21 protein-coding genes and 1 pseudogene are annotated in these 25,775 nt (G+C 69.0%); 13 read left to right on the forward strand and 9 right to left on the reverse strand.

Annotated elements, in window-relative coordinates; translation table 11 throughout:
- Nucleotides 1-2: 2 nt before the first annotated feature.
- From ACT89H_RS03720 to ACT89H_RS03745, 6 genes are all read left to right on the forward strand, one after another.
- Nucleotides 3-2,147 carry a putative type IV secretion/conjugal transfer ATPase gene (locus ACT89H_RS03720; protein WP_445107027.1) on the forward strand — a complete coding sequence of 715 codons (2,145 nt, stop codon included), beginning with the start codon at nt 3-5 and terminating at the stop codon, nt 2,145-2,147.
- Nucleotides 2,144-2,452 (forward strand): transposase, encoded by a 309-nt coding sequence (locus ACT89H_RS03725; protein ID WP_067802237.1) that lies wholly within the window; start codon nt 2,144-2,146, stop codon nt 2,450-2,452. Before ACT89H_RS03720 ends, ACT89H_RS03725 begins: the two co-directional genes overlap by 4 nt.
- A gap of 37 nt (nt 2,453-2,489) precedes the next feature.
- A complete protein-coding gene (locus ACT89H_RS03730) occupies nt 2,490-4,157 on the forward strand; it encodes a peptidoglycan DD-metalloendopeptidase family protein (RefSeq protein ID WP_445107028.1) in 1,668 nt (555 codons plus the stop codon).
- Between the two features lie 65 nt (nt 4,158-4,222).
- Nucleotides 4,223-4,786, forward strand: a complete 564-nt coding sequence (locus ACT89H_RS03735; RefSeq protein WP_445107029.1) for a hypothetical protein — start codon at nt 4,223-4,225, stop codon at nt 4,784-4,786.
- Nucleotides 4,787-4,827: 41 nt separating this feature from the next.
- A complete protein-coding gene (locus tag ACT89H_RS03740) occupies nt 4,828-6,663 on the forward strand; it encodes a type IV secretory system conjugative DNA transfer family protein (RefSeq protein WP_445107030.1) in 1,836 nt (611 codons plus the stop codon).
- The gene (locus ACT89H_RS03745) at nt 6,660-7,043 is read left to right on the forward strand and encodes a DUF4913 domain-containing protein (protein WP_445107031.1); all 384 of its coding nucleotides are present in this window, start codon (nt 6,660-6,662) and stop codon (nt 7,041-7,043) included. Before ACT89H_RS03740 ends, ACT89H_RS03745 begins: the two co-directional genes overlap by 4 nt.
- A 77-nt stretch (nt 7,044-7,120) precedes the next feature.
- On the opposite strand, the gene ACT89H_RS03750 is transcribed toward ACT89H_RS03745, so the two are convergent.
- Nucleotides 7,121-7,666: a hypothetical protein gene (locus ACT89H_RS03750; RefSeq protein ID WP_445107032.1), complete on the reverse strand. Its 546-nt coding sequence runs from the start codon at nt 7,664-7,666 to the stop codon at nt 7,121-7,123.
- A 401-nt stretch (nt 7,667-8,067) separates the two neighbouring features.
- Nucleotides 8,068-8,946 (reverse strand): peptidylprolyl isomerase, encoded by an 879-nt coding sequence (locus ACT89H_RS03755; protein WP_445107033.1) that lies wholly within the window; start codon nt 8,944-8,946, stop codon nt 8,068-8,070.
- Nucleotides 8,947-9,085: 139 nt separating this feature from the next.
- Here ACT89H_RS03755 and hisS point away from each other — a divergent pair, with 139 nt between their 5' ends.
- The 3 genes from hisS (at nt 9,086) to ACT89H_RS03770 (ending at nt 12,290) form a co-directional block, all read left to right on the forward strand.
- Nucleotides 9,086-10,357: a histidine--tRNA ligase gene (hisS, locus tag ACT89H_RS03760; protein ID WP_445107034.1), complete on the forward strand. Its 1,272-nt coding sequence runs from the start codon at nt 9,086-9,088 to the stop codon at nt 10,355-10,357.
- A 146-nt stretch (nt 10,358-10,503) separates the two neighbouring features.
- On the forward strand, nt 10,504-11,151 hold the full coding sequence (locus tag ACT89H_RS03765; protein WP_445107035.1) for a hypothetical protein: 648 nt from the start codon (nt 10,504-10,506) through the stop codon (nt 11,149-11,151).
- Nucleotides 11,152-11,285: 134 nt separating this feature from the next.
- Complete coding sequence (locus ACT89H_RS03770; RefSeq protein WP_445107036.1) at nt 11,286-12,290, forward strand: malate dehydrogenase; 1,005 nt, start codon at nt 11,286-11,288, stop codon at nt 12,288-12,290.
- A 33-nt stretch (nt 12,291-12,323) separates the two neighbouring features.
- On the opposite strand, the gene ACT89H_RS03775 is transcribed toward ACT89H_RS03770, so the two are convergent.
- The 4 genes and pseudogenes from ACT89H_RS03775 to ACT89H_RS03790 all read right to left on the reverse strand — a co-directional run bounded on the left by ACT89H_RS03775 (nt 12,324) and on the right by ACT89H_RS03790 (nt 17,771).
- Nucleotides 12,324-13,403 carry a 2-oxoacid:ferredoxin oxidoreductase subunit beta gene (locus ACT89H_RS03775; protein WP_445107037.1) on the reverse strand — a complete coding sequence of 360 codons (1,080 nt, stop codon included), beginning with the start codon at nt 13,401-13,403 and terminating at the stop codon, nt 12,324-12,326.
- A 299-nt stretch (nt 13,404-13,702) separates the two neighbouring features.
- A pseudogene (locus ACT89H_RS03780) lies at nt 13,703-15,616 on the reverse strand (2-oxoacid:acceptor oxidoreductase subunit alpha); the annotation flags it as partial.
- 102 nt (nt 15,617-15,718) lie between these two features.
- Nucleotides 15,719-16,735 carry an Rv2578c family radical SAM protein gene (locus ACT89H_RS03785; RefSeq protein ID WP_445107038.1) on the reverse strand — a complete coding sequence of 339 codons (1,017 nt, stop codon included), beginning with the start codon at nt 16,733-16,735 and terminating at the stop codon, nt 15,719-15,721.
- Nucleotides 16,736-16,766: 31 nt separating this feature from the next.
- Nucleotides 16,767-17,771, reverse strand: a complete 1,005-nt coding sequence (locus ACT89H_RS03790) for an NAD-dependent epimerase/dehydratase family protein (RefSeq protein WP_445107039.1) — start codon at nt 17,769-17,771, stop codon at nt 16,767-16,769.
- A 211-nt stretch (nt 17,772-17,982) separates the two neighbouring features.
- Between ACT89H_RS03790 and ACT89H_RS03795 the strand changes: the two genes are divergently transcribed.
- Both ACT89H_RS03795 and ACT89H_RS03800 read left to right on the forward strand, forming a co-directional pair.
- On the forward strand, nt 17,983-18,312 hold the full coding sequence (locus tag ACT89H_RS03795; protein WP_445107040.1) for a type VII secretion target: 330 nt from the start codon (nt 17,983-17,985) through the stop codon (nt 18,310-18,312).
- Entirely contained in the window at nt 18,309-19,931 is a 1,623-nt protein-coding gene (locus ACT89H_RS03800; RefSeq protein ID WP_445107041.1) for a hypothetical protein, read from the forward strand. The genes ACT89H_RS03795 and ACT89H_RS03800 overlap by 4 nt, the downstream gene beginning before the upstream one ends.
- Before the next feature lie 90 nt (nt 19,932-20,021).
- Here ACT89H_RS03800 and ACT89H_RS03805 read toward each other — a convergent pair whose 3' ends face one another.
- Complete coding sequence (locus ACT89H_RS03805; protein WP_445107042.1) at nt 20,022-20,558, reverse strand: hypothetical protein; 537 nt, start codon at nt 20,556-20,558, stop codon at nt 20,022-20,024.
- Nucleotides 20,559-20,675: 117 nt separating this feature from the next.
- Entirely contained in the window at nt 20,676-21,608 is a 933-nt protein-coding gene (ypfJ, locus tag ACT89H_RS03810) for a KPN_02809 family neutral zinc metallopeptidase (protein ID WP_445107043.1), read from the reverse strand.
- Nucleotides 21,609-21,798: 190 nt separating this feature from the next.
- On the opposite strand from ypfJ, the gene aspS reads away from it, so the two are divergent.
- Nucleotides 21,799-23,592, forward strand: a complete 1,794-nt coding sequence (aspS, locus tag ACT89H_RS03815) for an aspartate--tRNA ligase (protein WP_445107044.1) — start codon at nt 21,799-21,801, stop codon at nt 23,590-23,592.
- 63 nt (nt 23,593-23,655) lie between these two features.
- On the forward strand, nt 23,656-24,624 hold the full coding sequence (locus tag ACT89H_RS03820) for a DUF389 domain-containing protein (protein ID WP_445107045.1): 969 nt from the start codon (nt 23,656-23,658) through the stop codon (nt 24,622-24,624).
- Between the two features lie 7 nt (nt 24,625-24,631).
- Here ACT89H_RS03820 and ACT89H_RS03825 read toward each other — a convergent pair whose 3' ends face one another.
- A complete protein-coding gene (locus tag ACT89H_RS03825; RefSeq protein ID WP_445107046.1) occupies nt 24,632-25,603 on the reverse strand; it encodes a hypothetical protein in 972 nt (323 codons plus the stop codon).
- Nucleotides 25,604-25,775: the final 172 nt, after the last annotated feature.

The following is a 25,775-nucleotide window of genomic DNA, read 5'->3' on the forward strand; positions in this document are numbered from 1 at the left end:
TCATGGCACGGGACTACGAGCCACCCGTACGCGAACGGGACGAGGACGCGCGCCGCAGGCGGCTCGAACAATCCGGCCGGGACGAGTGGGGACAGCGGCCGCAGCGGCGGCGCCCCGCGCGAGACCCGGGGCGGGTGAACGACGAGGACCGGTTGGGCGTGGACACGACCGACCGGCGGACGGGGGAGCGGCGCGCGCGATCGGGCGCGGGCCGGTCCGACGGCGTGCGCGCCGACCGGCCGCACACCGAACGCTCCCGCGCCGAGCGGAACTCGCGCATGTCTCGTGATGCGGCCACCGAGCGCGGCGCCGGGCGGCCGGATCGCAACGATGCCAGGAACGGCCGCGTGGCACGTCCCGCGAAGGTCGACTACACCGCCGACCGCGCCATGGGCAGCCCGTACACGGACAAAGCGGCCCGCCGCGCGAAGGCGAAAGCCGATCGGCGCAGGCAGTCCGGGCCGCCGCTGCTCGACGACGCCACCCGAGCCAAGCTGGAGATGATCGCCCGCGAGGGTAGCGGCCTGCGGGCGGCATGGGCGCAGTTCCGGGTCCGCACCGACGACATCCGCCGCCGCAATTACGCGGCCCGCGCGGAGCAGACGATCGAGGACGGATTCGACCGCAGCACAGCGCAACTCACCGATCGCGGCTACGCGGGTCCGGGTGGCGGCCGGATGAACGTGGTCGGCCGCCCGGTCGAGTACCGCGCCACCACCGCCCAGGTGGCGGGCCTGTGGCCCTGGTCGGTCGGGGCGGGCGCGCCGCTGATCGGCACGCCCCTCGGCTCGCATCTGCACACCGGTGCGCCGGTCTGCTTCGATCCGATGAACTGGTTCATGCGCGGCAGTTTCATCACCGCGCCCAGCCTGTTCGTGCTCGGCCTCAACGGTTTCGGTAAATCCTCGCTGGTGCGCCGGATCGTGCTCGGCGGCATCGCACAGGGGATCACGCCGTTGATCCTGGCCGACGTCAAGCCGGACTACCGGAAGATGGTCGAGCTCGTCGGCGGCCAGGTGATCGATCTGGGTTACGGGCACGGCAAGCTCAACCCGCTCGCGGCGGGCGTGCTCGGCGCGGTCGTACCGCGACTGGAAGAGTTCCCGGCGCTGCAACTGCAGGTGTTGCAGGACCTGCGGGCCAGGCAGGTGACCTTGATCGCGGGCCTAGTGGAACTGGTACGCGGCGACCGTGTCCGCGATTACGAGGAGACACTGATCTCCACCGCACTGCGCATCCTCTATCGGCCCGGCAGCGGGTACACGCCGGACAAGCCGCCGATCATGGAGAACCTGCTCGAGGTGATCGTCGGTGGCGGCGAGGAACTGATGCTGGACGCGGGCGCCGACGATGTCGCGGAATACCAGGAGGCGATCAAGGGCCTGCGCCGCTCCCTACGCGCGCTCACCCAGGGACCGTTCGGCGCGGTGTTCAACGGCCAGACCACCGTGCCGATCGATACCAGCGCGGTCGCGGTATGCATGGACGTCTCGCACATCCCGACCGGCGACAAGAAGCTCAAGGCCGCGGTCATGCTGGCCTGCTGGGCCGACGGGTTCGCCTCGGTGGAGGCCGCGCACGTGCTCGCCGACGCGAAACTCGGCCCGCAGCGGTATTTCCAAGTGGTGATGGACGAGCTGTGGCAGGTGCTCGGCCTCGGTGACTTCATGGTCGACCGCGTCGACGAGCTCACCCGATTGCAGCGCGGCATCGCCACCGCGCTGATCATGATCAGCCACACCATCAAGGACCTGCAGGCGCTCGGATCGGAAGCCGCCATCGCGAAGGCGCTCGGTTTCCTCGAGCGGGCGCGCGCCAAGATCTTCGGCGCGCTCCCGGCCGAGGAGATCAAACGGCTGGACAGCACCGTTCCGTTCACATCGGCCGAGGAGGAGATGGTGACCGGATGGTCGGCACCGCAAGCGCTGACCGGCGAGGCACTCAAACCGGGACAGCAGCGGCCCTCCCCGCCCGGCACCGGTAAATTCCTGCTGAAGATCGGTGAGGATCGCCGGCCCGGCATCCCGTTCCACATGGAATTCACGCTGTCGGAGAAGGAAAGCGGGATCCACGACACCAACCAGCGGTTCAGTGAGTTCACCGAATCGGTCTCGCGGGGAACGGATTCACCGGGGAGTGCCGCATGATGCCGCACCGGTCCTATCGTCGTGTCTCGCCGGAGGTGCGGCAAGCGGCGGTCGAGCAGGTCATCGCGTTGACCGGCAAGTTGCGCAGCGAATCGGAGGCCTGCCGCGTGGTCGCCGAACAGATCGGTGTGCACACGAACTCGGTGCGGAACTGGGTTCGCGCGGCCGAGGGCCCCAGTCTCGAGCGAATGGACGCCACCGCGCTGCGGCGCAAGGTCGCACTGCTGCAACAGCAGTTGGCGGCCGCCGCCGAGATGAACCGCACGCTGGCCGACACCCTCAACGAGACTCGGCGCCGCACGTGAACCGGGGCTGCGCGCGGCACGATGCCGGAGTGCGGCGGTGAGCGGCAAATCGGTGTTGTGGACCGCGCTGGGCGCGGTGCTCGGCCTGATGACCATTGTGCTGGTCATCGTCATGCCCGCCGTCGACGACGCCTGTGAGGGCGGCTCCGTGCTCGGCTCCCAGTCCGCGCTTCCGCAGCTGGGCGGCTACCCTCCGGGCGATCGGCGCGCCGCCGCGACCACCGGTCCGGGCGCGAGCCGGACCACCAATCCGGCCGCGACCGCCACGCCTTCGCTCGCCGCTGGAGTAGGCCCACTGCGCCGCACGTTGCCGATGGCCACCGGAACCTTCACCGTGTCGGACACGTTCGGCTCGCGGGGCGGCGCGCACAAGGGCGTCGACCTGGCCGCGCCGGACGGCACGCCCATCTTCTCGGTCTCCGACGGCCGTGTGGTCGCCGCTGGTCCGGCGTCCGGATTCGGCAACTGGATCGTCGTCGACTCGGTGGACACCAACGGCCGCTCGTACTCGGCGGTGTACGGCCACATGTGGGACTCCGGCGTCTTCGTCCGGGCGGGTGACACGGTGACCGCGGGCCAGCATATCGGCGCGGTCGGTTCGGCCGGCGAATCCAGCGGTCCGCATCTGCATTTCGAGATCGTCCCGGGCGGCCGGTTCACCGGCGGACGGCAGATCGACCCGATGCCCTGGCTGGACGGCGCGCCGACCCCGGATGTCGGCGGTGCGCACGCCTATTCCGGTGATCCGCGCTGTAGCCTCGGCTTCGGCACCGCCGGTGGCGCGCTCGCCGCGGGCAAGGTGCCGCAGGAACTGGAGATCTGGTACCGCCGCGCAGGATCGATCTGTCCCCAGATCACGCCGTCGCTGCTGGCCGCGCAGGGCAGACAGGAATCCGGTTTCCGGCGCGGCGCCACCTCGCCGGCCGGTGCGCAGGGCCTGGCCCAGTTCCTGCCGAGCACCGCGGTGAGTATCGATCCCGACGACGGACAGCCGTACGTGATCGATGCCGACGGCAACGGTGTGGCCAGTGTGTGGGACGACGGAGACGCGATCATCGGTCAGGGGCGTTACATGTGCGCGATCGCGCACCAGATCCAGCGGTGGCAGGCCGAGGGCAGGGTGCAGGGCGACATCGTCGCGCTGACGCTGGCGGCGTACAACGCGGGTGAGGGCGCGGTGCTGGCCTCCGGTGGCATGCCGAACCAGCTCGCCGCACACTACGCCGAGACCCAGCCCTACGTGCGCAACATCCTCACGATGGAAGCGCAATACCGAGCGCCGGGTTCGCTCGGCCGGTTCACCCCCGGGCAGGGTTCGCCCGGCGACCAGATCGTCCAGGCCGCGCACGAATGGCTGGGCACCCCCTATGTCTGGGGCGGCGGTGGGCCGCAAGGACCGAGCGGCGGGGGATTGGACGGACCTGGCCTGACCGCGGCGGCCGTGTTCGCGGCGTCTTCCGGCACGGTGACATTGCCGCGCACGGCCGAACAGCAATGGGAGGCGGGCGCGGAAGTGCCGATGAGCACAGCGCGGCCGGGAGATCTGGTGTTCAGTTCGTTCGGTCCGCGTGGACCCGCGCAGGTCGGCGTCTACGCGGGCAACGGGCGGATGATCCAGTCGGTGCCCGGCGCGGACGTCCGATCCGGCGGTGGCGTATCGGAAGTCGCGCTGCCAGGAGACGGACGGGCGAGGAGGGTGCTGTGAGCGTTCCCGGGCGCGAACACACGGCGGCGGGACTGCCGCGACGCCCTGGTGTGCGGTTAGCCTGGATGGATAGAGCGAATGCAGGCGCGAAACTGGTGGTGATGCTGGTGGTGGGCGTCGCGGTGCTGGGCGCGGCCTGTGGCCGGGCGGACCGCGCGGACTCGGGATCCGATGCGGCGCGCGCTGCTACGTCCACACCCCGGTTGCTGGAGGGTGTGCCCGCCCCCGATCCGGTGACCCCGGACGGCGTCGCGGTAGCGGCGTTGCGGGAGATCTACAGTTGGCAGCCCGCCGGCGAGGCCCAGGGCGATTCCCTGCGTCGGGCGCGGAAGTTTCTCGGCCCCAGTCTGATTCGTATGCTGGATGCGACGCCGACCGCGGTGGAGACGCCGAAGTCGACACTGCAGTGGGCGGATTGGGCGAAGGAAGGGGCGCACGTGGAAGCCTTCACGTTCGCCTCCGGTGAGAAGGCACCCACCCTCAGCGACCCGAACGTCCAGCAGTTCAAGATCGGGATCGAGCAGACCGTCGTCTATCCGAACGGACGCAAGGAGCCACTGCCACCCGCGACGGTGATCGCCACCGTCGTGCGCACACCCGACGGTTGGCGGCTCGACGCATTCCGCTGACCACCGCTTTCCGTACCGGACGGCCGACCCAGGAGGGACACATGGCGAAGAAGAAAAAGGTGACGGATCCGGCGATCCCCGGACCCGACATCAGCCTGCTACTGATCTACGCCGGCTTCGTGATCTTCGGAACCCTCTGGCTCGCATTGCATCTGGGCAACATGCTCGAGGGCAGCCCGCAGGACGTGCCCTTCAACCCGATCGCCATCGCGGCCGATCTGGCGCGGGGAAAGCTGCGCTGGCCGACCGCGGCCACCGCAGTTCTGCTGCTGGTGATCCTGAGCGTCGTCGCGTATCTGGTGATCCGCAAGGAGCTGCGCAAGCGCCGGTCCAAGGGCAGGCTGCCGGTCGACGACAAGGCCGATGTGATGGGCAACGGCGGCGCGATCTCGATGCTCACCGAGGCGGGCGTCCGGGAGAAGGCCGAGCAGCTGGGGGTGAAACTGGGCTACAACGACGCTCCGGGTGTGCCGATCGGTGTGGGTGTGGCCGACGGAGTGATGCTCTACGGTTCGTATGAGGATCTGCACCTGGACATCTGGGGTCCGCGCCAGGGCAAGTCGACGTCGCGGGTGATCCCGGCGATCCTCAGCGCGATCGGTCCGGTGCTGGCCACGTCGAACAAGCGCGACGTGGTAGACGCGACCCGAGACGTGCGCGAGGGCAAGGGAAGCCCCACCTTTGTCTTCGATCCGCAGGGTGTCGCGGGTGAAGAGCCGACCTGGTTCTGGGACCCGCTGTCCTGGGTGGACGCCCGGCGTGAAGGTTGTGAGATGCGCGCGGCTCGGCTGGCGGGGCATTTCGCCGACGGTGACGACGGCCGCGACACGACGACCGACGCGTTCTTCGATCCCGAGGCCGAGGACCTGCTGGCCGGGTTGTTCCTCGCCGCCGCTGTCGGCGACCGCGACGGCAGCAGGCCGATCGTGCAGGTCTGGGAGTGGGTGACCAATCCGCAGGACACCGAGCCCATCGAGTTGCTGCGCGCCGCCCGCCATCACTACACGGCCTCGGGCCTGTCCTCGCAGTACAATACCGATCCGCGCACACGCAGCGGTATCTTCGGCACGGCCAAGAAGATGATCCGTTGCCTCAAACTGTCGAACGTCCATCCGTGGATCTCCCGGGGCGGCGACCGCAGGGAATTCGACGAGCTGGAGTTCTTGGAGAACAACGGAACGCTCTACAGCTTGTCGCTGGAGGGCCGCGGTTCGGCCGCGCCGCTGGTGAGCGCGCTCACCGAGGCGGTGGTGGATGTAGCGATGCGCAAGGCGTCGCAGTCGGCGGGTGGGCGTCTGGCGATCCCGCTGCTGGCAGTGCTGGACGAGGCGGCCAACGTGGTGCGCTGGAAGGATCTGCCCAAGCAGTACAGCCACTTCGGCTCGCGGGGCATCGTCGTGATGACCGTGCTCCAGTCCTGGGCGCAGGGTGCCCGCTGCTGGGGGGAGAGCGGTATGAACGCGTTGTGGTCGGCGGCGAACATCAAGGTGCTCGGCAGCGGCGTGGACGACACGAAATTCTTGCAGGAGCGTTCGGACGTGCTCGGCGAGTACGACGCGATCTCGCAGTCGGTCTCCGAATCCAAGGGCGGCAAGAGCTATTCGCGCTCGCTGAGCTCGTCCAAGACCTTCTCGGTCAACGGCTTGGCGACGCTGCCGCGCGGGCGGGCCATCCTGTTCCCCTCCGGTGCGCCACCGGTGCTCATCCGTACCGTGCCGTGGTGGGAGGGTGCGTACGCTGCCGACGTGAAACAGTCTATCTCGCACCATGATCCGCAGCGCAAGACGCAGATCGCGGACATCATCGGTTCGCCGTCGCTGAGCAAGTCGACGCCACCGCCGGAGTACGGTCAAGTCGAGGAGGTCCGGCCGCTGTGAACGAGCAGCAGCAGAACATGATCTACGCGAGCGTAGTCGCATTCGTCGAGGAATACCTGAGTGTGGTCTACCGGCGGCAGGTCACCGATCTCAGCGACACGGTGTGGTGCCCGGAATGGTGGCAGCACGCCGAAGCGGTCGCCCGACTGGACGCGCTGTGGCGCGCGTGGGAACACTACCGGCAGGACGCGTCGACCGGACTGAGTGTCTGGTTCCTGGATCACGCTGATCCGCACATGGCGAAATTGTTCGACCCGAAGGGCCCGTTCAAGTATTGCAGTGTGCGCAACGGCCACAAGGACATGCTCAGCCCGCTGCCGACGAAGTCGCCGCAGCATGGAATGTTCGGCGACCCGACGATAGGTGAATTCCCCACGTAGCCGCGGTCGTTCGCGCGGCATTGTGCGGAAAGGCGAATGCCCGCCGGCTCATCCGGCGGGCATTCGTTGGGCTCCTGCTATCGCGTGCGCTCCAGGCCACGGGATTCCTGTTCCCGTCCTGCCCTGGTGACCGCGGGCGCCTCGCCGGGGCGGGTGCGTACGGCCTCACCCGGCGGTTGTGCCTGCCCTACTTCGATCAGCATCCGTACCGCGGCGAGCTCCGGCGCCACCCCCATCTTCGCGAGATGGGCCGCGATCGCCATCCTGCGCTCCGCGGAGTCGTACTGCACGGCGGGCTTGGTGGCGGCATTGGCTGCCATCCGGGAGGCCTCGGCTTGCGCGGAGAACCGGTCCTTTTCCAGTGACACACCCTTTTCCGGGATGGGCTTCTCGATCAGCCGGGCCAGCTCGGTGTTGCGCGGATCCTTGGCCTTCGCGTCGCGCGCCTCCCGGAGCTGCAATTCCTTGGCCTCTTTGAGCCGGGCCTCGGTGAGCTTGACGCGCGCTTCGGCTTCCTTCTGACCACGCTCGCGGGTCCGCAAGGCGACGAGCGTCGCAAGCTGCAACATTGTCCTCATCATGGCCGCGGTTTCCCGGCCGATGTCGTCCAGTTCCTCGGACATGGCTGCTCCCCGATGCTGCGGTGATCACTATGGATGATTGTGGTGCTTCGTTACGGACGCCGCCACGCGAGCTGTAGTCCCGTGCAGCGGGTCCCGCCTGCAAACGTGGACACCCGAAGAACTTGTGGCGTGGCACTTCCTGCCCGGGGGACAGCCCGGCCGAGGCCGCACTACGCTGCAAGAACTCCTTGTTTCGAGGTTACCTGACAATGGTCGGCACAAACGATCGAGCGTGCTGCTTTATCAGCATGTATCGCACATTTCCGGCGTGTCTCCGGGGCGCGCCGGATGATCTTCGGTTCAGGGCACCCTAACCGAAGAAAGGTTCGACTACGCTACTCTCGTCGACAGGCTCCGGCCCCGCGGCCGGAGCCTGTCGCGGGCCCGGAATGCGTCCACACTCAGCGGTCGATGCGCACCGACTGGATCGTGACCGGCTGCTTGGGCTTCCCGTCTCCGAGGCCGTTGGAGTCGTCCTGCCCCAGTGCGGCGATCTTGTCGAGCGTGCCGAGGCTGTTGTCGTCCACGGTGCCGAAGATCGTGTACTGCGGCGGGAGCAGGGAATCGGAGTACACGATGAAGAACTGACTGCCGTTGGTTCCCGGCCCCGCGTTGGCCATGGCCAGCACGCCGCGCTTGTACGTGACCGGCTTCGAGGTGGCCGCCGGATCATTCGGAGCGTACTGGTCGGTCGGGTACTCGTTGTCGAAATCGTAACCGGGCCCGCCCATCCCGGTACCCGTGGGGTCGCCACATTGCAAGACCTTCAGGCCCTCGCCCGCGGTCATGCGATGGCAGTTGGTGCCGTCGAAGTAATTCTGCGCCGCCAGGCTGACGAAGCTGTTCACCGTGCACGGCGAATCGGCGTTGTTCAGGGTCAGCCCGATCGGCCCCTGGCTGGTCTCCATGCTGACGCTGATCTTGGCATCGACGCCGGTGGTGGGGATGCCGTCGGCCTTCGGCTTGCCGACCGGTTTGTCGGCGGGCTTGGCGCTGTCGCGGTAGGTGCAGTCGACCGTCGCGGGCTTGGCCTTCGCGACCGGCGGCGCGGCCGCGGCGGGAGTGCTGGACAGCGAGGCGTCGGCGGAATCGGAGCCGCCGCTGTCGTCACCGCGGGTCAAGAAGTACACCCCGGTCACGGCGGCGACCACGACGACGACACCGAGTACCGATCCGGCGATGGTGAGTTGCTTGCGCTTGCGCGCCCGCTCGGCCCGGTTGGCGAGCTGACGTTCCAGCTTGCGTTTCGCCGCTGCTCGTCGCTGTTCGTTGCTCGGCACTACCACGTTCCTCCCGTATCCGGTTACATCGGGATAAGAGTGTGCCATTTCTACCTGAGACTGTTCCGCAACCTTCCTGAGAGGCGGTTCGGGGAACCGGTTGGACTTGCGGGGCCGCGGTGGTGGAAACTGGAGCATCGTGACCAAGACCAGCAGCTTCTCCGCCCCGAAGGGGGTACCGGACTACGTGCCACCCGGCTCGGCCGAGTTCGTCGCGGTGCGCGACGGCCTGCTCCGCGCCGCCCGACTGGCCGGGTACGGGCATATCGAGCTGCCGGTCTTCGAGGACACGGGCCTGTTCGCCCGTGGTGTCGGCGAGTCCACCGACGTGGTCACCAAGGAGATGTACACCTTCCCCGACCGCGGCGACCGCAGTGTCACGCTGCGTCCGGAAGGCACCGCGGGCGTGATGCGCGCGGTCATCGAGCACGGCCTGGATCGCGGCCAGCTTCCGGTGAAGGTGTGCTATGCGGGTCCCTTCTTCCGCTACGAGCGGCCGCAGGCCGGCCGGTACCGGCAGTTGCAGCAGGTGGGCATCGAGGCGATCGGTGTCGACGATCCGGCGCTGGACGCGGAGGTCATCGCGATCGCCGATGCCGGGTTCCGCGGCCTGGGCCTGGACGGGTTCCGGCTCGAGGTCACCTCGCTGGGTGACGAGACGTGCCGCCCGCAGTACCGCGAACTGCTGCAGGATTTCCTGTTCGGCCTGCCGCTGGACGAGGAGACCAAACGACGCGCCCAGCTCAACCCGTTGCGCGTGCTGGATGACAAGCGGCCCGAGGTGCGGGAGATGACCGCGAACGCGCCGCTGATGATCGATCACCTGTCGGAGTCGGCCAAGGCGCACTTCGAGCAGGTACTCGGCCACCTGGACGCGCTGGGTGTGCCGTACGTGGTGAACCCGCGCATGGTGCGCGGCCTCGACTACTACACCAAGACCACGTTCGAGTTCGTGCACGACGGTCTGGGCGCGCAGTCCGGTATCGGCGGAGGCGGTCGCTACGACGGTCTCATGGCCGAACTGGGAGGACAGCCGCTGTCGGGTATCGGATTCGGCCTCGGCGTCGACCGGACGATGCTGGCCTTGACGGCCGAGGGCAAGTCGGCGGGCAACCCGGCGCGCTGTGAGGTGTTCGGCGTGCCGTTGGGTGACGCTGCCAAGCAGCGGCTGGTCGTGGTGGCCGCGCAGCTACGCGCGGCGGGGGTCCGGGTCGATCTGGCCTACGGCGGACGTGGTGTGAAGGGGGCGATGAAGGCGGCCGACCGCTCCGGGGCGAAATTCACTCTCGTGCTGGGCGATCGTGATCTCGCGGAGAACACCATCGGGCTGAAGGACATGGCGACCGGTGACCAGCGGCAGATCCCGCTGCCCGAGGCGGTCGGCGTGATCCGGGAGTCGTTGGCCGGGTAGCGAGGTGGCGGTGCGCGCGGTGCCCTCGGGTTTCGCGGCGGGACCGCCGCGCGCACGGTACTGTGCGTCGAACCGTCGTCGGCCGGGCGACGGGAGCGTGACCGGCGCGCACACCACCGCCGCCGGAGTCGCGAGAGGGCGGAATAGTGTCCACGAATTCTGATGACCATCAGGCGATTACGCCGGTGGGCCTCGATCTGGTCGCGCCCGAGTTGTACGCGCCGATGCTGCGCCGACTCGCGCTGGCCGCGTCGGGTATCGGTCTGGGCGCGGCGCTGTTGGCCGCGACCGTGGTGAGCTGGCCGATCGCCGCGGCCGTCGGCGTCGTCGTCGGCGCGCCCACCGTCCTGTACGCCGTCGCGTTACGTCGGCGGCGAATGTGGTTGAGCGGCACGATGATTCATGCCCGCAGGCTGTTCGGTGAGCGGCGGGTGGACATGGCGGCGGCCACCGGCGTCGAGGTTCTGGTGTTCCCGGCCCGGTTGAGCCGGATCGCCCTGCGGATCACCGCGGGTGAGGTCGCGCAGATCGTCCCACTGGCCATGTACACCGACGTCGGCAGCGGTCGCGAATTGCATCTACTCGGTTTGCGCAGGCTGGCGGACGCGCTCGCCACCAGTCGACTGGCCGCGGCCGTAGCGGTTTCGGAGATCCTGGTGCAGCAGTTGCGGGCCGAGGCGCGTGACGCCGGGCTGGAGGAACGGCCGCTGTATCGCGCGGTGCGGCTGGCGCGCGCCAAGGACGCGGTTTCGCCGATTGTGCTGACCGACAGCGAGGTCGCAGCGCTCGCCTGACTCTGCGGTTCCCCATCCGTGCCCGGTGCCGTGCCGCGCACGCGTCACTGTCGCGTGGCTCACCGTGGGCCTTCGGCGGCGGTGCGAGTCGCTAGGGTGGGCAGCAGAAGTCCGCCGATCGCAAGGAGTTCGTCGTGAGCACCGCCGCTGGGACCGTGACCGTCGCCGTGACCGGAGCCGCGGGCCAGATCGCCTACGGCATGCTGTTCCGGATCGCCTCCGGCGCGATGCTGGGCCCGGACACGCGCGTGCGTCTGCGGCTGCTGGAAGTCCCCGCCGCGGTGGCGTCGCTGGAGGGCGTAGCGATGGAACTGGAAGACGGCGCGTTCGGCTTACTGGAGTCCATCGACATCAGCGACGATCCGTGGATCGGCTTCGCGGGCGCCGACATCGCCCTGCTGGTCGGCGCACGGCCGCGCACCGCCGGAATGGAACGTTCGGATCTGCTCGCCGCCAACGGCGCGATCTTTACCGAGCAGGGCGCGGCGATCAACGCCAGCGCCGCGGACGACGTGAAGGTGCTCGTGATCGGCAATCCCGCCAACACCAACGCCTTCATCGCCATGAGCAATGCCCCGGACGTGCCCGCCGAGCGTTTCACCGCCATGACGCGGCTGGATCACAATCGCGCTATCGCGCAACTGGTCGAGCGGACCGGTGCGCCCGCCGCCGACATCGCGCGGGTCGCGATCTGGGGCAATCACTCGGCGACGCAGTACCCCGACATCGCGCACGCCACCATCGCCGGACGCCCCGCCCTCGACCTGATCGGCGATCCGGCGTGGCTGACCGAACACTTCGTGCCCACCGTGCAGCAGCGCGGCACCGCCATCATCCAGGCCCGCGGCGCATCCTCGGCGGCGAGCGCGGCCAGCGCCGCGATCGACCACATCCACGACTGGGTGCGCGGCACCCGAGACGGTGACTGGGTGTCGATGGCCGTGCCCTCGGACGGCTCCTACGGCGTCCCCGAAGGCCTGATCAGCTCGTTCCCGGTCACGTGCGCGAACGGCGAGTACGCCATCGTGCCCGAACTGACGATCGATGATCTGGCCCGTCCTCGGATCGACGCCTCGGTCGCGGAGCTGGAGCAGGAGCGCGACGCCGTCATCGACCTCGGATTCGCCAAGCGCGCCTGACCGGCCCCTGGAGCCGGCGCAGCCGCGGCCGGTTCAGCCGACCGTCCAGGTCTCGGGCCCGGTGAGCAGCGACTGCAGCGATTCGGGACCGACGGGTTTCTGTTCCCGCGCCGTCTGGGTCTGGTCGCGCACCGCGTCGTCATAGGTCGGTCGAGAGACGCTGCGGAAGATGCCCGTGACGACATGCTCGAGCCCCTGATCGGACAACCGTGACAGCGCGTAGGCATATGCCGGGTCGTCGGCGTACGCGTCGTGCACCACGATGTCGGACTCCGCGACGCTCTCGACGGGGGCCACCGCGAGCCCGAAACCCCTTCGTACGACCGCGAGTCCGCCCTCGGCGCCGAATCGGATCGGCTCGCCGTGCCGCAGCGGGACGAGATGGTCGGCGGCGTTGTCGCGGCGCAGCACGTCGAACGAGCCGTCGTTGAAGATCGGGCAGTCCTGCAGGATCTCCACGAACGAGGTGCCGCGGTGCTCGGCGGCGGCGCGCAGCACCTCGGTGAGTCCCGCGCGATCGGAGTCGAGCGCGCGGGCGGCGAAGGTCGCTTCCGCACCCAGCGCCACCGACAGGGTGTTGAACGGGTGGTCCACCGAGCCCATCGGGGTCGACTTGGTGATCTTGCCCTGTTCCGAGGTCGGCGAGTACTGGCCCTTGGTCAAGCCGTAGATCCGGTTGTTGAACAGCAGGATCGTCATGTTCACATTGCGGCGCAGCGCATGGATGAGATGGTTGCCACCGATGGACAGCGCGTCGCCGTCACCGGTCACCACCCAGACCGACAGATCGGGCCTGCTGACCGCCAATCCGGTCGCGATCGCGGGCGCGCGACCGTGGATGGAGTGGATGCCGTAGGCCTCCAGGTAGTAGGGGAATCGGCTCGAGCAGCCGATCCCGGACACGAACATCAGGTTTTCCCTGCGCAATCCGAGTTCGGCGAGGAAGCCGCGCACCGTCGCCAGGATCACGTAGTCGCCGCAGCCGGGGCACCAGCGCACCTCCTGATCGGAGGTGAAGTCCTTCGCCTTCTGCGGTCCGTCCGCGGACGGCACTCCGGATACCCCGGTCAGCCCCAGATCGGTGCCGACCAGTGAGGTTTCCACGATGGTCATGCGTTACCCCCAGTCATACGGTATGTGGCTGCCTCGCCTGCGCTCGGCCCGGCACTGGGCTGTCGACGGACTTCGTCCGGCGGTGTTCGATCTGTGGCTGCCTGTGTGCCTGTGCTCGGTCCGGCACTGGGTTGTGGGCGGATTTCGTCCGGCGGTGTTCGATCTGTGGCTGCCTGTGCGCCTGTGCTCGGTCCGGCACTGGGTTGTGGACGGACGTTGTCCGGCGGTGTTCGATCTGTGGCTGCCTGTGCGCCTGTGCTCGATCCAGCACTGGGTTGTGGGCGGATTTCGTCGGGCAGCGTTCGGTATGTGGCCCGCGCCCGTGCGGCGAAGACCTTGTTCTGTTCCATCTCCTCGATCGACCCGTCCAGCGCCGCGTCGATGACCCCGACCAGTTCCTGGGCGGAGAACGCGGTGCCCGCGATCTTCGTCCACGGCCGCACGTCGACCAGGTACTTCGCCCGCAGCAGCATGGCGAGCTGGCCGCCGTTCATCTCCGGCGCGACCACGACGCGATAGCGGCGCAGTACGTCACCGAGGTTGGCGGGCAACGGATTGAGATGCCGTAGCTGCGCCTGGGCGACCGGCACACCGCGCCGCCGCGCGCGACGGCACGCCTCGCCGATCGGTCCGTAGGAACTGCCCCAGCCGATCAGCAACAGCTCGGCCGTACCGTCCGGATCGTCCACCACGACCTCGGGCACCTCGATGCCGTCGATCTTGGCTTGGCGCAGGCGAACCATGAGTTCGTGGTTGGCCGGGTCATAGGAGATGTCGCCGCTGCCGTCCGCCTTCTCGAGCCCGCCGATGCGGTGGGCGCGGCCCTTCGTGCCCGGGACGGCGAGCGGGCGGGCGAGCGTGTCGGGATCGCGCGCGTACGGCTGGAACGGGTCGGCGTCGTCGCTGTCCGGTTCGAACGCCGGGTCGATCGGTTCCAGCTCCGCCACCTGCGGGATGGACCACGGTTCGGAGCCGTTGGCGATCGCGCCGTCGGACAACAGCAGTACCGGAGTGCGGTAGGTGAGGGCGATCCGCGCGGCCTCCACCGCGGTGGCGAAGCAGTCGGCGGGGGAGCGCGGCGCGAGCACCGGCACCGGTGATTCGCCGTTGCGACCGTAGAGCGCCTGCAACAGATCGGCCTGTTCGGTCTTGGTCGGCAGTCCGGTCGACGGTCCGCCGCGCTGTACATCGATCACCACCAGCGGCAGTTCCGTCATCACCGCCAGGCCGATGGTCTCGCTCTCGAGCGCGAGCCCCGGCCCGGAGGTGCTGGTGACGCCGAGCGCGCCGCCGAGCGAAGCGCCCAGCGCCGCGCCGATACCCGCGATCTCGTCCTCGGCCTGGAAGGTGGTGACGCCGAAATTCTTGTGCTTGCTCAGCTCGTGCAGGATGTCGGAGGCCGGCGTGATGGGGTAGGTGCCGAGGAAGACCGGCAGTCCCGCGAGCTGACCGGCGGTGATCAGGCCGTAGGCGAGTGCGGTATTGCCGGTGATCTGGCGATAGGTGCCAGGGGGCAGCTTGGCCGGCGCGATCTCATAGGTCGTGGCGAAGCTCTCGGTGGTCTCGCCGTAGTTCCAGCCCGCGCGGAAGGCTAGGATGTTGGCCTCGGCGATGTCGGGCTTGGTCGCGAACTTCTCCCGCATGAACTGCTCGGTGCCGCCGATCGGGCGGCCGTACATCCAGGACAGCAGGCCGAGGGCGAACATGTTCTTCGCGCGCTGGGCGTCCTTCTTCCCGATGCCGGTCGACTCGGTGGCGCCGAGGGTGAGCGAGGTCATCGGGACCCGGTGGACCACGAAGTCCGACAGCGTCTCGTCGGCCAGCGGATCGGCGGCGTAACCCACCTTGGCGAGGGCCCGCGTGGTGAACTCGTCGGTGTTGACGATGACGGTGGCGCCGCGCGGGAGATCCTCGAGGTTCGCCTCGAGCGCGGCGGGGTTCATCGCGACCAGCACGTCGGGCTGGTCACCCGCGGTGAGGATGTCGTAGTCGGCGATCTGGATCTGGAAGGACGAGACGCCGGGCAGCGTGCCCTGGGGCGCTCGGATCTCGGCGGGGAAGCTGGGCTGGGTGGCCAGGTCGTTGCCGAAGGCGGCGGCCTCGTGGGTGAAGCGATCGCCGGTCAGCTGCATTCCGTCGCCGGAGTCCCCGGCGAACCGAATGACGACCTTTTCCAACTTCGCTGTGCCGACATCTTTTTGGTGTGAAACCATATGCCTGCTTCACTTCCTCGTCGCTGAGAGGTGCCATCGCCAAACTACTCCGTCGAATGCGGTGCGCGCCCCCGAAGCGCGCGAGATTCGACGATGCGGGCGTCAGGCGAACAATGCCAGCTGCGCGCCGCTCGTGTGCGCGGATTCGGGTCGTGTCTCCGGTTCGGGTCGCCCGCGTGCCGTCAGACCGTGCTCCGCGAGCAGCGGAGCGACTCGCGCGCGCAGCCACGCGGAGTATTCCGGCGTGACGTAGGCGCCGTGCCGGTACAGCCGGCGGTACCGGCGCAGCAACGCCGGATGATGCTCGGCCAGCCAGGACAGGAACCAGCCCCTGGTGCTGCCGCGCAGGTGCATGGGGAACGCGACCGCCGATTCGGCCCCGGCCTCGGCGATCGCGCCGAAGATCGCGTCCAGGTGGGCGCGTCCGTCGGTGAGGCAGGGGATGACCGGTGCGACCAGGACATCGACGGCGAAGCCCGCGTCGGCGAGCATGCGAACCAGGTCCAGGCGGGCTCGTGGTGACGGCGTGCCTGGTTCCAGGCTGTGGTGCAGATCCTCGTCCAGTATCGCGATGGAGACCGCGAGACTCACTGGCACCTCGCGGCCGGCCGAGGTGAGCAACGGCAGGTCCCGGCGCAGCAGGGTGCCCTTGGTGAGGATGGAGAACGGAGTACCGGATTCGGTCAACGCGCGAATGATGCCCGGCATCAAGCGGTATCGTCCCTCGGCGCGCTGATAGGGATCGGTGTTGGTGCCCAGCGCGACCGGTTCGCGGCGCCAGGACCGCTTCGCGAGTTCCTTGCGCAGCACCGCGGCGACGTTCGTCTTCACCACGATCTGCGAATCGAAGTCCCGGCCCGCGTCCAGGTCCAGATATTCGTGCGTGCTGCGCGCGAAACAGTAGCGACAGGCGTGCGAGCAACCCCGCATCGGGTTGACGGTCCACTGGAACGGCACGTTCACGCCCTCCGGCACCCGGTTCAGCGCGCTCTTGCACAGCACTTCGTGGAAGGTGATGCCGTCGAACTCCGGTGTCCGCACGGTGCGCACCAGACCGGCCCGGGACAGCCCGGGCAAGGCGCCGTCCTCGGCGTCCAGGGTCTGGCTTTGCCACCGCACCTGTTCAGTCGAACATGTGTTCTATCCGCTGTCAAGCGATCCGCGTGGTTCCGGGCGGTGTGCGGGCGGTCGGGTCGGTGCAGAAGGTGACCAGGTCGCGCACCGTGTCGTCGAGTGGACGCGGCTGGTAGCCGAGCTCGCGTTCGGCCTTGCCGTGGTCTACGACCGGCGCGGCGATCAGCGCGCCGAGCGCCGCCTTGGAGACGATGTCGGAGTTGAACAGTCTGCCGATCGGCGCGAGCACCGGGATGACGCCGGATATCAGTGTGGGGGAGATGGCGAACTTCGGGCCGCGCTTGCCGCCGTGGGCCGCGGCGAGGCGGCACAGCTCGAGCATCGAGATCATCGATCCGCCGAGCAGGTAATTCTCACCCGTGCGCCCGTGCTCGCAGGCCAGTGCCAAGCCCTCGGCGACGTCGCGCACGTCCACCAGGTCGAATCCGCCGCCGATCATGGCGGGCACGCGTCCGAGCGCCGCGTCCTCGAGCGTCCGGTTGATGCGCGAGAGCGGCTTGCCGTAGTCCAGTGGACCGAATACGCCGGTGGGGTTGCACAGCACGGCGTCCAGTCCCCGGTCGATCACCTTGCGCAGCGCCACCTCGCCCGCCCATTTCGAACGGTCGTAGACCGGCAGCGCCGGATCGGTCGACCGCGGCGCGTTCTCGTCGATCCGGCCGCCGCAGCTGTACTGGTCGAACGCGTGGATCGAGCTGGCGTGCACCATCCGGCGCGCGCCGACTGCCAGCGCCGCTTCGGCGACCACGCGCACGCCCTCGGTGTTCACCCGCCAGGCGAGATCGTTCCTCGCGGCCAGGGTGATCACCGCGACCAAGTGGTAGACCACCTCGGCGCCGTCCAGGGTGGCGCGCATCGAGGCCGGGTCGAGTGCGTCGCCCCGGATCCAGGTGACCCCGGGCGCCGCCGGTTCGGTGGGAACGGCCCGGTCGATGGCCGTGACCTGGTGGCCGCGCTCGGTGAGGAGGCGGAGCAGATTCGTGCCGAGGTAGCCGGCCGCGCCGGTCACTGCGACCTTCATGGGACAGAGAATATAGAACTTGTTCTAATTTGCAACACGTTGCGGTTTTGTCCGGTTCGCCCGGTCTCGCGGCGCGTCCGGGCTCGAAACATTCCGGTTCGGTCCGCTATATTGAGCGCAACCGTAGCGGCCCTTGCCGATTCGGCAGGGAGCAGGCGGATCCACACAACTGCACGACGTTGATCTGTACGACGATTTGGGGGGCAACTCGATGAATGATCTCTCGGTAGAGACCGACGCGGTCCGGGCGTTCGCCGCCACCAACGCCGGCATCGCCGATGATCTCGCGGGGGCGAGCCGTTTCGACGCGATGAAGAACGTTTCGGCGCTCGTCCCGGTGTTCGGCTTGATCGGGGCCGACTACCTGGCGATGTTCGCCGCGGCGCAACTGTTGCAGGCCAAGGACATCAACGATCTGTCCGCGAAGTACGCCAAGCTCTCCGAGGCGGCGTTCAGTGCCGCCGCCGCCTATGACGCCGTCGATTGGTCCAACGCCGGTGCGCTCGGGTCGATCACGGGCCAGATCGGGGGCGCGGTATGAGACCGCTCGACAGCGGCGTGATCGCGCCGGAGGGCCACGCCGTCGCGCACGCGGCCGAGCAGAACGCCGCGCACGGTCGGCAGACCGTGCTGGACGCCCTGCAGCAGACACCGGCCCAGGCGGTGCTGGACCTGCCGCTGCCGCAGTTGCCCGCCGACCTGCCCCCCATCGAGCCGCCCGAATTCGTGCTCTCCCGCAAGATCTCCGAGGATCAGCACTCGGCCGCCACCCTGCCCGCCGGTCTGCCCGGACTGAGCCCAGCGCCCAGCGCCGAGGACGGGCACGGCCTCGCGCATGAGATGTCCGCGCTGCTCGGGGACACGAACACCGCGGTCGGCCAGATCGTGGCGCCCGCGGTCGACGCGGCGCTCGATCAGGCGAACGGCGTGCTGAACGGCGCACTCGCCGCCGCGCCGAGCGCGATCGCCAGCGCGGTGAACCAGGCGGCGGCCGCGGCCGGATCGCTGCCCGCCTTGCCCGCCGACCCGGTGGCCGCGCTGCTGCAGGGTGCCGCGGTGCCCGCGCTGCCCGGCGTCGACATCCTGATCAAGCCGATCCTCGACCTGCTGAGCAGCTTCGGCACCGGCGTCATCGGCGCGTTCGATCCGACCGCGATCCTCAGCCAGTCCTCCAAGGTCATCGAGATGGCCATGCAGGTCGGCAAGGGCAGCATCAGCACCGTCGAGCAGCTGTGGCAGAGCCAGGCCGCGCGCAACGCCCAGGCCGCGAGCCAGCACGCGAATGTGGAGGGGCGCGAGACCAGCCAGCGGGGCATCGACATCTCCGAGCTCACGCAGCGCGCCGCCGCGGTGGTGCAGCAGGGCAACGCGCAACTGCTCGGCATCGCGTCGTCGTTCGCCACCCAGGCGACCGCGCTCGCGCCGGTGATCCTCACCCCGCCCGCCCAGGCGACGCTGATGGCCTCGGCCACCGAACACCTCGGTCAGGCGGTAGGGGTGGTCAACGCCACCCGTGGCGATCTGGCCGGTAAAACCGCCGAGCTCGGCGGCATGGTGCAGCAGTTGGTCGCGCCCGGTGGAGGGCCTGCGCCGCAGGAGGTCGCGCAGGCGCTGGCGCAGAACATCGGGCAGCCGATTCTGGAGCAGGCGCAGTCGACCGCGTCGGACACCGCGACCAAGGCGGCAAGCCTGGATTCCGCCACACCGGGGACGACGGCGTCGCCCACGACCATGCCATCGTCGGTGCACAGCACCCCCCACAGTCCGAGCACCAGCCACGGCACGCCGAGCAGCCTGTTCGGCAGCAGCCCCGGCCGTCCCGGCAGCCCGAGTACGTCCTCGGTTCCCAAGACCAGTGGCCTGCCGGGCGCGGCGGTTCCGCCGATCCGGCCGGTCGCCGGCCTACCGGGCACATCATTCGGTACCGGTACACCCGCGAGCACCGCACCCGGAGGGTCGAGCAGCTTCATGGGCGGGCCGGGCGCCGCGGCCGGGCAGCGCGGCAACGACGAGGAACACTCGCGCACCGTGCAGCCATACCTGAGCCCCACCGGTAACGACGATCTCACCGGCCCGCTGGGTGAGTCGACGCCGGATGTCATCGGTGCGACGCACTCGGACGAGATCATCAGTTCGGACTACGAGCAGGACCAGTTCTGACACGAGGCCGGGCAGGCGATGCGCCGCACCCGGCCCGAGCGGATCACCGCCGGGCCGGGTGACGAGTCGGGCCGGGTGACGAGTAGAGCGTCAGTTGTCCTGCACGAACGAGTCGGTCAGCTTCCGGTAGAGGTCGGCGAAGCGTTTGCGCGCGGCCTGTTGCTCGGCGCCGAGCCCCTCGGTGGTGTCCGGCGAGTACACCACCAGATGCACGTCGTCCGACGGCGACTGCGGCATGAGGTCGATGATCCGGCTGCTCTGGTCCGTGGCCTTCGGCACGCCGAGATCCACCGTCGCGAGCGCTTTGGTCTCGGCCAGCGCCGCGTTGAGCACGTCGGCGGGGATGTGGCCGTCGATCCGTTTCGGCGGAGTCTCGGGGCGGCGCTCGGCGGCGACGGCATCGGGACTGCTGACCGCACGGCCGTCGGCGAAGATCTCCAGCTGCGGGCGTAGATCCGTCCGGGCCTGCCAGCCGTCCGGGATGGTGGTCAGCGTGAACAGCGCCAGCGGCGCGGCGATCGGCGGTAGCGCACTGGGCCGGTCCAGTGCCGGGTCGGCTGTGGCGGCACCCGAGCCCGCCGCGACGATCAGTGTCACAACCAGCAGAACGGCTTTCGTTACTCGCATCGATCCCATCTTCCGGTGCTGTCCGTGTCCGCCTGCGGCACAGGCGAACTGCCGTAGATCATGACAGCGCGCCTGCCCGCGGCGGGACTCGGCGCGCTGTGTCGCTCGGAATCGGTGCTAGCGCAGCCCGGACGGGTTGTTCAGGTCCGGCGCGGAGTAGGTGTCGCAAGCTCGGACCTGGCCGGTCTTGTAGCCGGTGAGGAACCACTTCTGCCGCTGCTGGGACGAACCGTGCGTCCATGCTTCGGGATTCACCCGGCCCTGCGCGGCGCGCTGGATACGGTCGTCGCCGACCGCGGCGGCCGCCGACAGCGCGTCATTGACGTCGTTGTCCGACAGCGGTTTCAGGAACGGCTGGTTGCCGCCGGGCGCAGGCTGCTCGTCCGCGAAATGCGCCCAGATGCCCGCGTAGCAGTCGGCCTGCAATTCGGTGCGCACCGCGTCGGAGTCCGCCCCGCGTGGATCGCGCTGTGCGCGGCCGATGTCCCCGAGCAGGTTCTGGATGTGATGGCCGATCTCGTGCGCCACGACGTATTCCTGCGCCAGCGGGCCGCCGCTGGAACCGAAGCGATCCACCAGTTCCTGGAAGAAGCTGGTGTCGAAGTAGGCGGTTCGGTCGGCCGGGCAGTAGAACGGTCCCACCGCGCTGGTGGCGTTGCCGCATCCGGTCGAGGTGGCTCCGGAGAAGAGCACGACTTTCGGCTGCGCGTACCGCTTGCCCGCCTGCTTCGGCAGCTCGGCCGACCACACGGCGTCCAAACTCTGTGCGGTGAGCGCCACCCGGCAGTCGACGTATTTGTTGGCATCCGCGCCGGTCTTGCAGTGGCTGGGGGTGCCCGCCGTACCCGCCGTGCCCGGCTGCGTCTGGCTCTGGTCCGGCGCGCCGGTGAAGTTACCGAGGATGGATCCGGGGTCGCCGCCCAGCAGCAGCGCCAGCACCAGCACGATGAGACCGCCCGCTCCGCCGCCAAGCGCGAGCTTGCCGCCCATGCCTGGACCTCCGGATGAAACCCGGTCGGGGTCGATCTGCATGCCCTCGTTGAAGGTCATCGTCGTCGCTTTCTCGCTCGTCCCCGGGGCCACCCAACCCTCGGTCGTTCGGAACCCCGGTGCACACTGACTCGAATACAGCTTGTCACGGGTGCGTCGATCTCGGTTTCCACTCACCGAATGTGTCTCACTACGATGGACTCGCACTTGGTCACATCGCGCCGGTGCCAGAGTCGTCGAAAGGAATCCCGTGCTGCGCACCCACTTGGCTGGTTCGCTGCGAAGCGAGCATGCCGGTCAGACCGTCACCCTCACCGGCTGGGTGGCCCGGCGGCGTGACCACGGTGGGGTGATCTTCATCGATCTGCGCGACGCGTCCGGTGTGGCCCAGGCGGTGTTCCGCGAGGGCGAGCCCGCCGCGCAGGCGCACCGGCTGCGCGCGGAGTACTGCGTGCGCGTCACCGGCACCGTAGAGCCGCGGCCAAGCGGCAACGAGAACCCGGAACTGCCGACCGGCGCCATCGAGGTGGATGTCACCGAACTCGAGGTGCTCAACGAGAGCGCCCCGCTGCCTTTCCAGCTGGACGAGCAGCCCGGTGAGGAAGCGCGGCTGAAGCATCGCTACCTGGATCTGCGCCGGGAGGGCCCGGCGCACGCCATCCGGCTGCGGTCCAAGGTCAACGCGGCCGCCCGCGAGGTGCTCGGCCGTCACGAGTTCGTCGAGGTGGAGACCCCGACGCTGACCCGTTCCACGCCCGAGGGCGCGCGCGACTTCGTGGTCCCCGCCCGCCTGCAGCCGGGCAACTTCTACGCGCTGCCGCAGAGCCCGCAGCTGTTCAAGCAGCTGCTCATGGTCGGCGGCATCGAGCGCTACTTCCAGATCGCGCGGTGCTACCGGGACGAGGACTTCCGTGCCGACCGCCAGCCGGAGTTCACCCAGCTCGACATCGAGATGAGCTTCGTGCGCCAAGAGGACGTGATCCTGCTGGCCGAGGAGATCCTGGTCGCGCTCTGGAAGCTCGTCGGCTACGAGATCCCGACTCCGATCCCGCACATGACGTACGCCGAGGCCATGCGCCGATTCGGTAGCGACAAGCCCGACCTGCGTTTCGGTGTGGAGATCACCGAGTGCACCGACTACTTCAAGGACACCCCGTTCCGAGTGTTCCAGGCGCCCTATGTCGGCGCGGTGGTCATGCCGGGCGGTGCAGGGCAGCCGCGGCGCCAGCTCGACGCCTGGCAGGAATGGGCCAAGCAGCGCGGTGCCAAGGGGCTGGCGTACGTGCTGGTGAACGAGGACGGCACCCTGGGTGGACCGGTCGCCAAGAACCTCAGCGACGTCGAGCGCGACGGCCTGGCCAAGCACGTCGGCGCGGTTCCGGGTGACTGCGTGTTCTTCGCCGCGGGCGCCGCGAAGGCGCAGCGCGCGCTGCTCGGCGCGGCGCGAGTCGAGATCGCCCGCAAGGTCGGTCTCATCGACGAGGACGCCTGGTCGTTCGTGTGGATCGTGGACGCGCCGCTGTTCGAGCCGACCGTCGAGGCGACCGCGAGCGGCGACGTGGCGGTGGGCCACTCCGCCTGGACCGCGGTGCACCACGCGTTCACCTCGCCGAAGCCGGAGTCGCTGGACACCTTCGACACCGATCCGGGCTCGGCGCTGGCCTATGCCTACGACATCGTCTGCAACGGCAACGAGATCGGTGGCGGGTCGATTCGTATCCACCGCCGTGACGTGCAGGAACGCGTCTTCGACGTGATGGGTATCACCGCGCAGGAGGCGCAGGAACAGTTCGGCTTCCTGCTGGACGCCTTCGCCTTCGGCGCGCCGCCGCACGGCGGCATCGCCTTCGGCTGGGACCGGGTCACCGCGCTGCTGGCGGGGGAGGACTCGATCCGCGAGGTCATCGCGTTCCCGAAGACCGGCGGCGGCGTCGATCCGCTCACCGACGCGCCCGCGCCGATCAGCGAACTGCAACGCAAAGAGGCGGGTCTGGACGTCAAGCCGCAGCAGAAGAAGGGCGAGCACGCCGAGACCGCGTCGTAGCGGGGCGCTGCCGCTGACGGTACCTTCTGGACAGTTACGACTGCCCGACCGCGAGGAATACCGTTGCTGCATTTGCGCATGATCAGCCCGCCGGAGCTCACCGACGAGGTACTCGCGATACTCGCCGCCGATCCCGGGGTCACGCACGTGACCTTGGCCCGCGGTGCCGCGCTGGAGCCGATGGGCGATCTCGTCCAGGCGGATGTGGCTCGGGAGGCCGCCAACGACGTGCTCGACGACTTGACCGCGCTGGGCGTCTGCCGCTCCGGCGGAATGACGCTCACGCCGGTCGAGACGGTCCTGTCGGAGGCGGGTGAGCGCGCGGTGCGCGAGGCGCCCGGGGATCCGAGCGACGCGGTGGTGTGGGAGGAGCTACTCGCGCAGACGCACGAGGAGTCGAGCCTCAACGCGACGTTCCTCGCGTTCCTGACGATCGCGTGCCTGCTCGCCGCCGTGGGTGTCGCGACCGATTCGCCGGTGACGATCGTCGGCGCGATGGTCGTCGGTCCGGAGTTCGGTCCGCTGGCCGCTTTCGCGGTGGCGTTGGTGCGCAGGGACCTGCGGCTCGCCCGCCGCTCGGCCATCGCGCTCGCGGTCGGGTTTCCGGTGGCGATGGCGGTCACCCTGGTGGCGACGCTGGTGTGGGAGCAGGTCGGTTGGTTCACCATGGACGGAGTGAGCAGCGTCGAGCAGGTCGACTTCATCTATCAGGTGGGCCCCTTCTCCCTGGTCGTCGCGCTGCTGGCGGGTGCGGCGGGCATGCTGTCGCTGGTGACCGCGAAGTCGGCCGCGCTGGTCGGCGTGTTCATTTCGGTCACCACCGTGCCCGCTGCCGGATTCGCCGTGGTCGCCGCGACTTTGGGGGAGTGGCGGGTGGCATTCCTTTCCGCGGGCCAGTTGGCGGTGAACATGGCGGGCATCGTCGTGGCCGGGATCATCGTGCTCCAGCTCCGGCCGCGCGCTGGTAGCGAGGCCGGTCCGGTGGAACGATTCAAACGCTGGGTAGGTGCTCGCGCACTGGTCGAGAAGTGAGCGGGCCTCACGCTGCGGCGACGGTGCCTCCGGTCAGCACCCGGTAGGCGTAGGTCACCGCGATCACAGCGACCGGTCCCGCGATCAGCAGGCCGAAACCGCACAGCAGCAGTCCCAGGAAAGTGATCACCAGCACCGCCAGGGCCAGTAGCAGTACCTGCCAGGCGTTGGCGACCACCAGCATGAAGCTGGACTTCAGCGCCTCGAAGGGGCCCTGGTCCTGATCGACGACGAAGTGCAGCGAGAACATGCACAGCCACCCGGCGATGACCCCGGGAAGCACGCAGAGCGCCGACCCGAGGAAGGTCAGTGTGAACGCCAGCAGCGCGGTGAGCAGCACGTTGCCCGCGTTGACGAAGCGGAAGTAGGCACCGAAAGGCGGTGGGGTGCCGTCGGTTTCGTAGAGTGCGCCGCGCACCATCGCCCCCTGCAGCAGCCAGACCCCGGCCATGACCGCCAGGAAGATCAGTAGCACCGGCAGCATCGACGTCGGGTCGGTGAGTTGAACGACGAGCACGAACGCCAGGTAGATGACCAGCCCCATGGCGGTCACTCCCACCCACGGTCCGGGATTGGACCACAACCGCGCCCAGCCGAAACTGAGCGCCCGGCCCACGTCTAGTGTGCCCGGACCGGTGGGGACCTGCTGGTAGCCGTAGATCGGTTCCGGCGTGGGCGCGGGGCCCGACGGCGCCCAGCCCGGGCCGGTGCCTTGCGGGCCGTAGCTGGGGTGCCCGGCGCCCATGGGCGGAGGCGCCTGCAGCGGTTCGTTGCCGTAGTGCGCCGCGCCGGGGTCCTGGAACTGCGGATATCCGGCCGGACCCGTCATCTCGTGGTGGGCGTGCCCGGTTCCGGGCCCGGGAGTCGGTGGATTCGGGCTCTCGTGCTGCCCGGGCCGCGCCGCGAAGCGGTCGTCGTCGTTCTGGGAGGGAGCGCCGCCACCTGATCGTTCGGGCGCGGGGGGCGGGGTTTCGGTCATGCGTAGACCTTTCCACTCAACTGGTTTGCGGTGTGGCGCAGGGCAGTTGAGGATGAGAAAACCCGACGGGTGCAGAGGTGTCAAGCGACCGGTGGTCGCGGTCCGGCCGGGCCGCGGACACGCCGAGCGACGCGGAAAGGTTGTGTAACCGCTCGCTAGAAGTGACCCCATG

This window comes from Nocardia aegles (assembly GCF_052545135.1).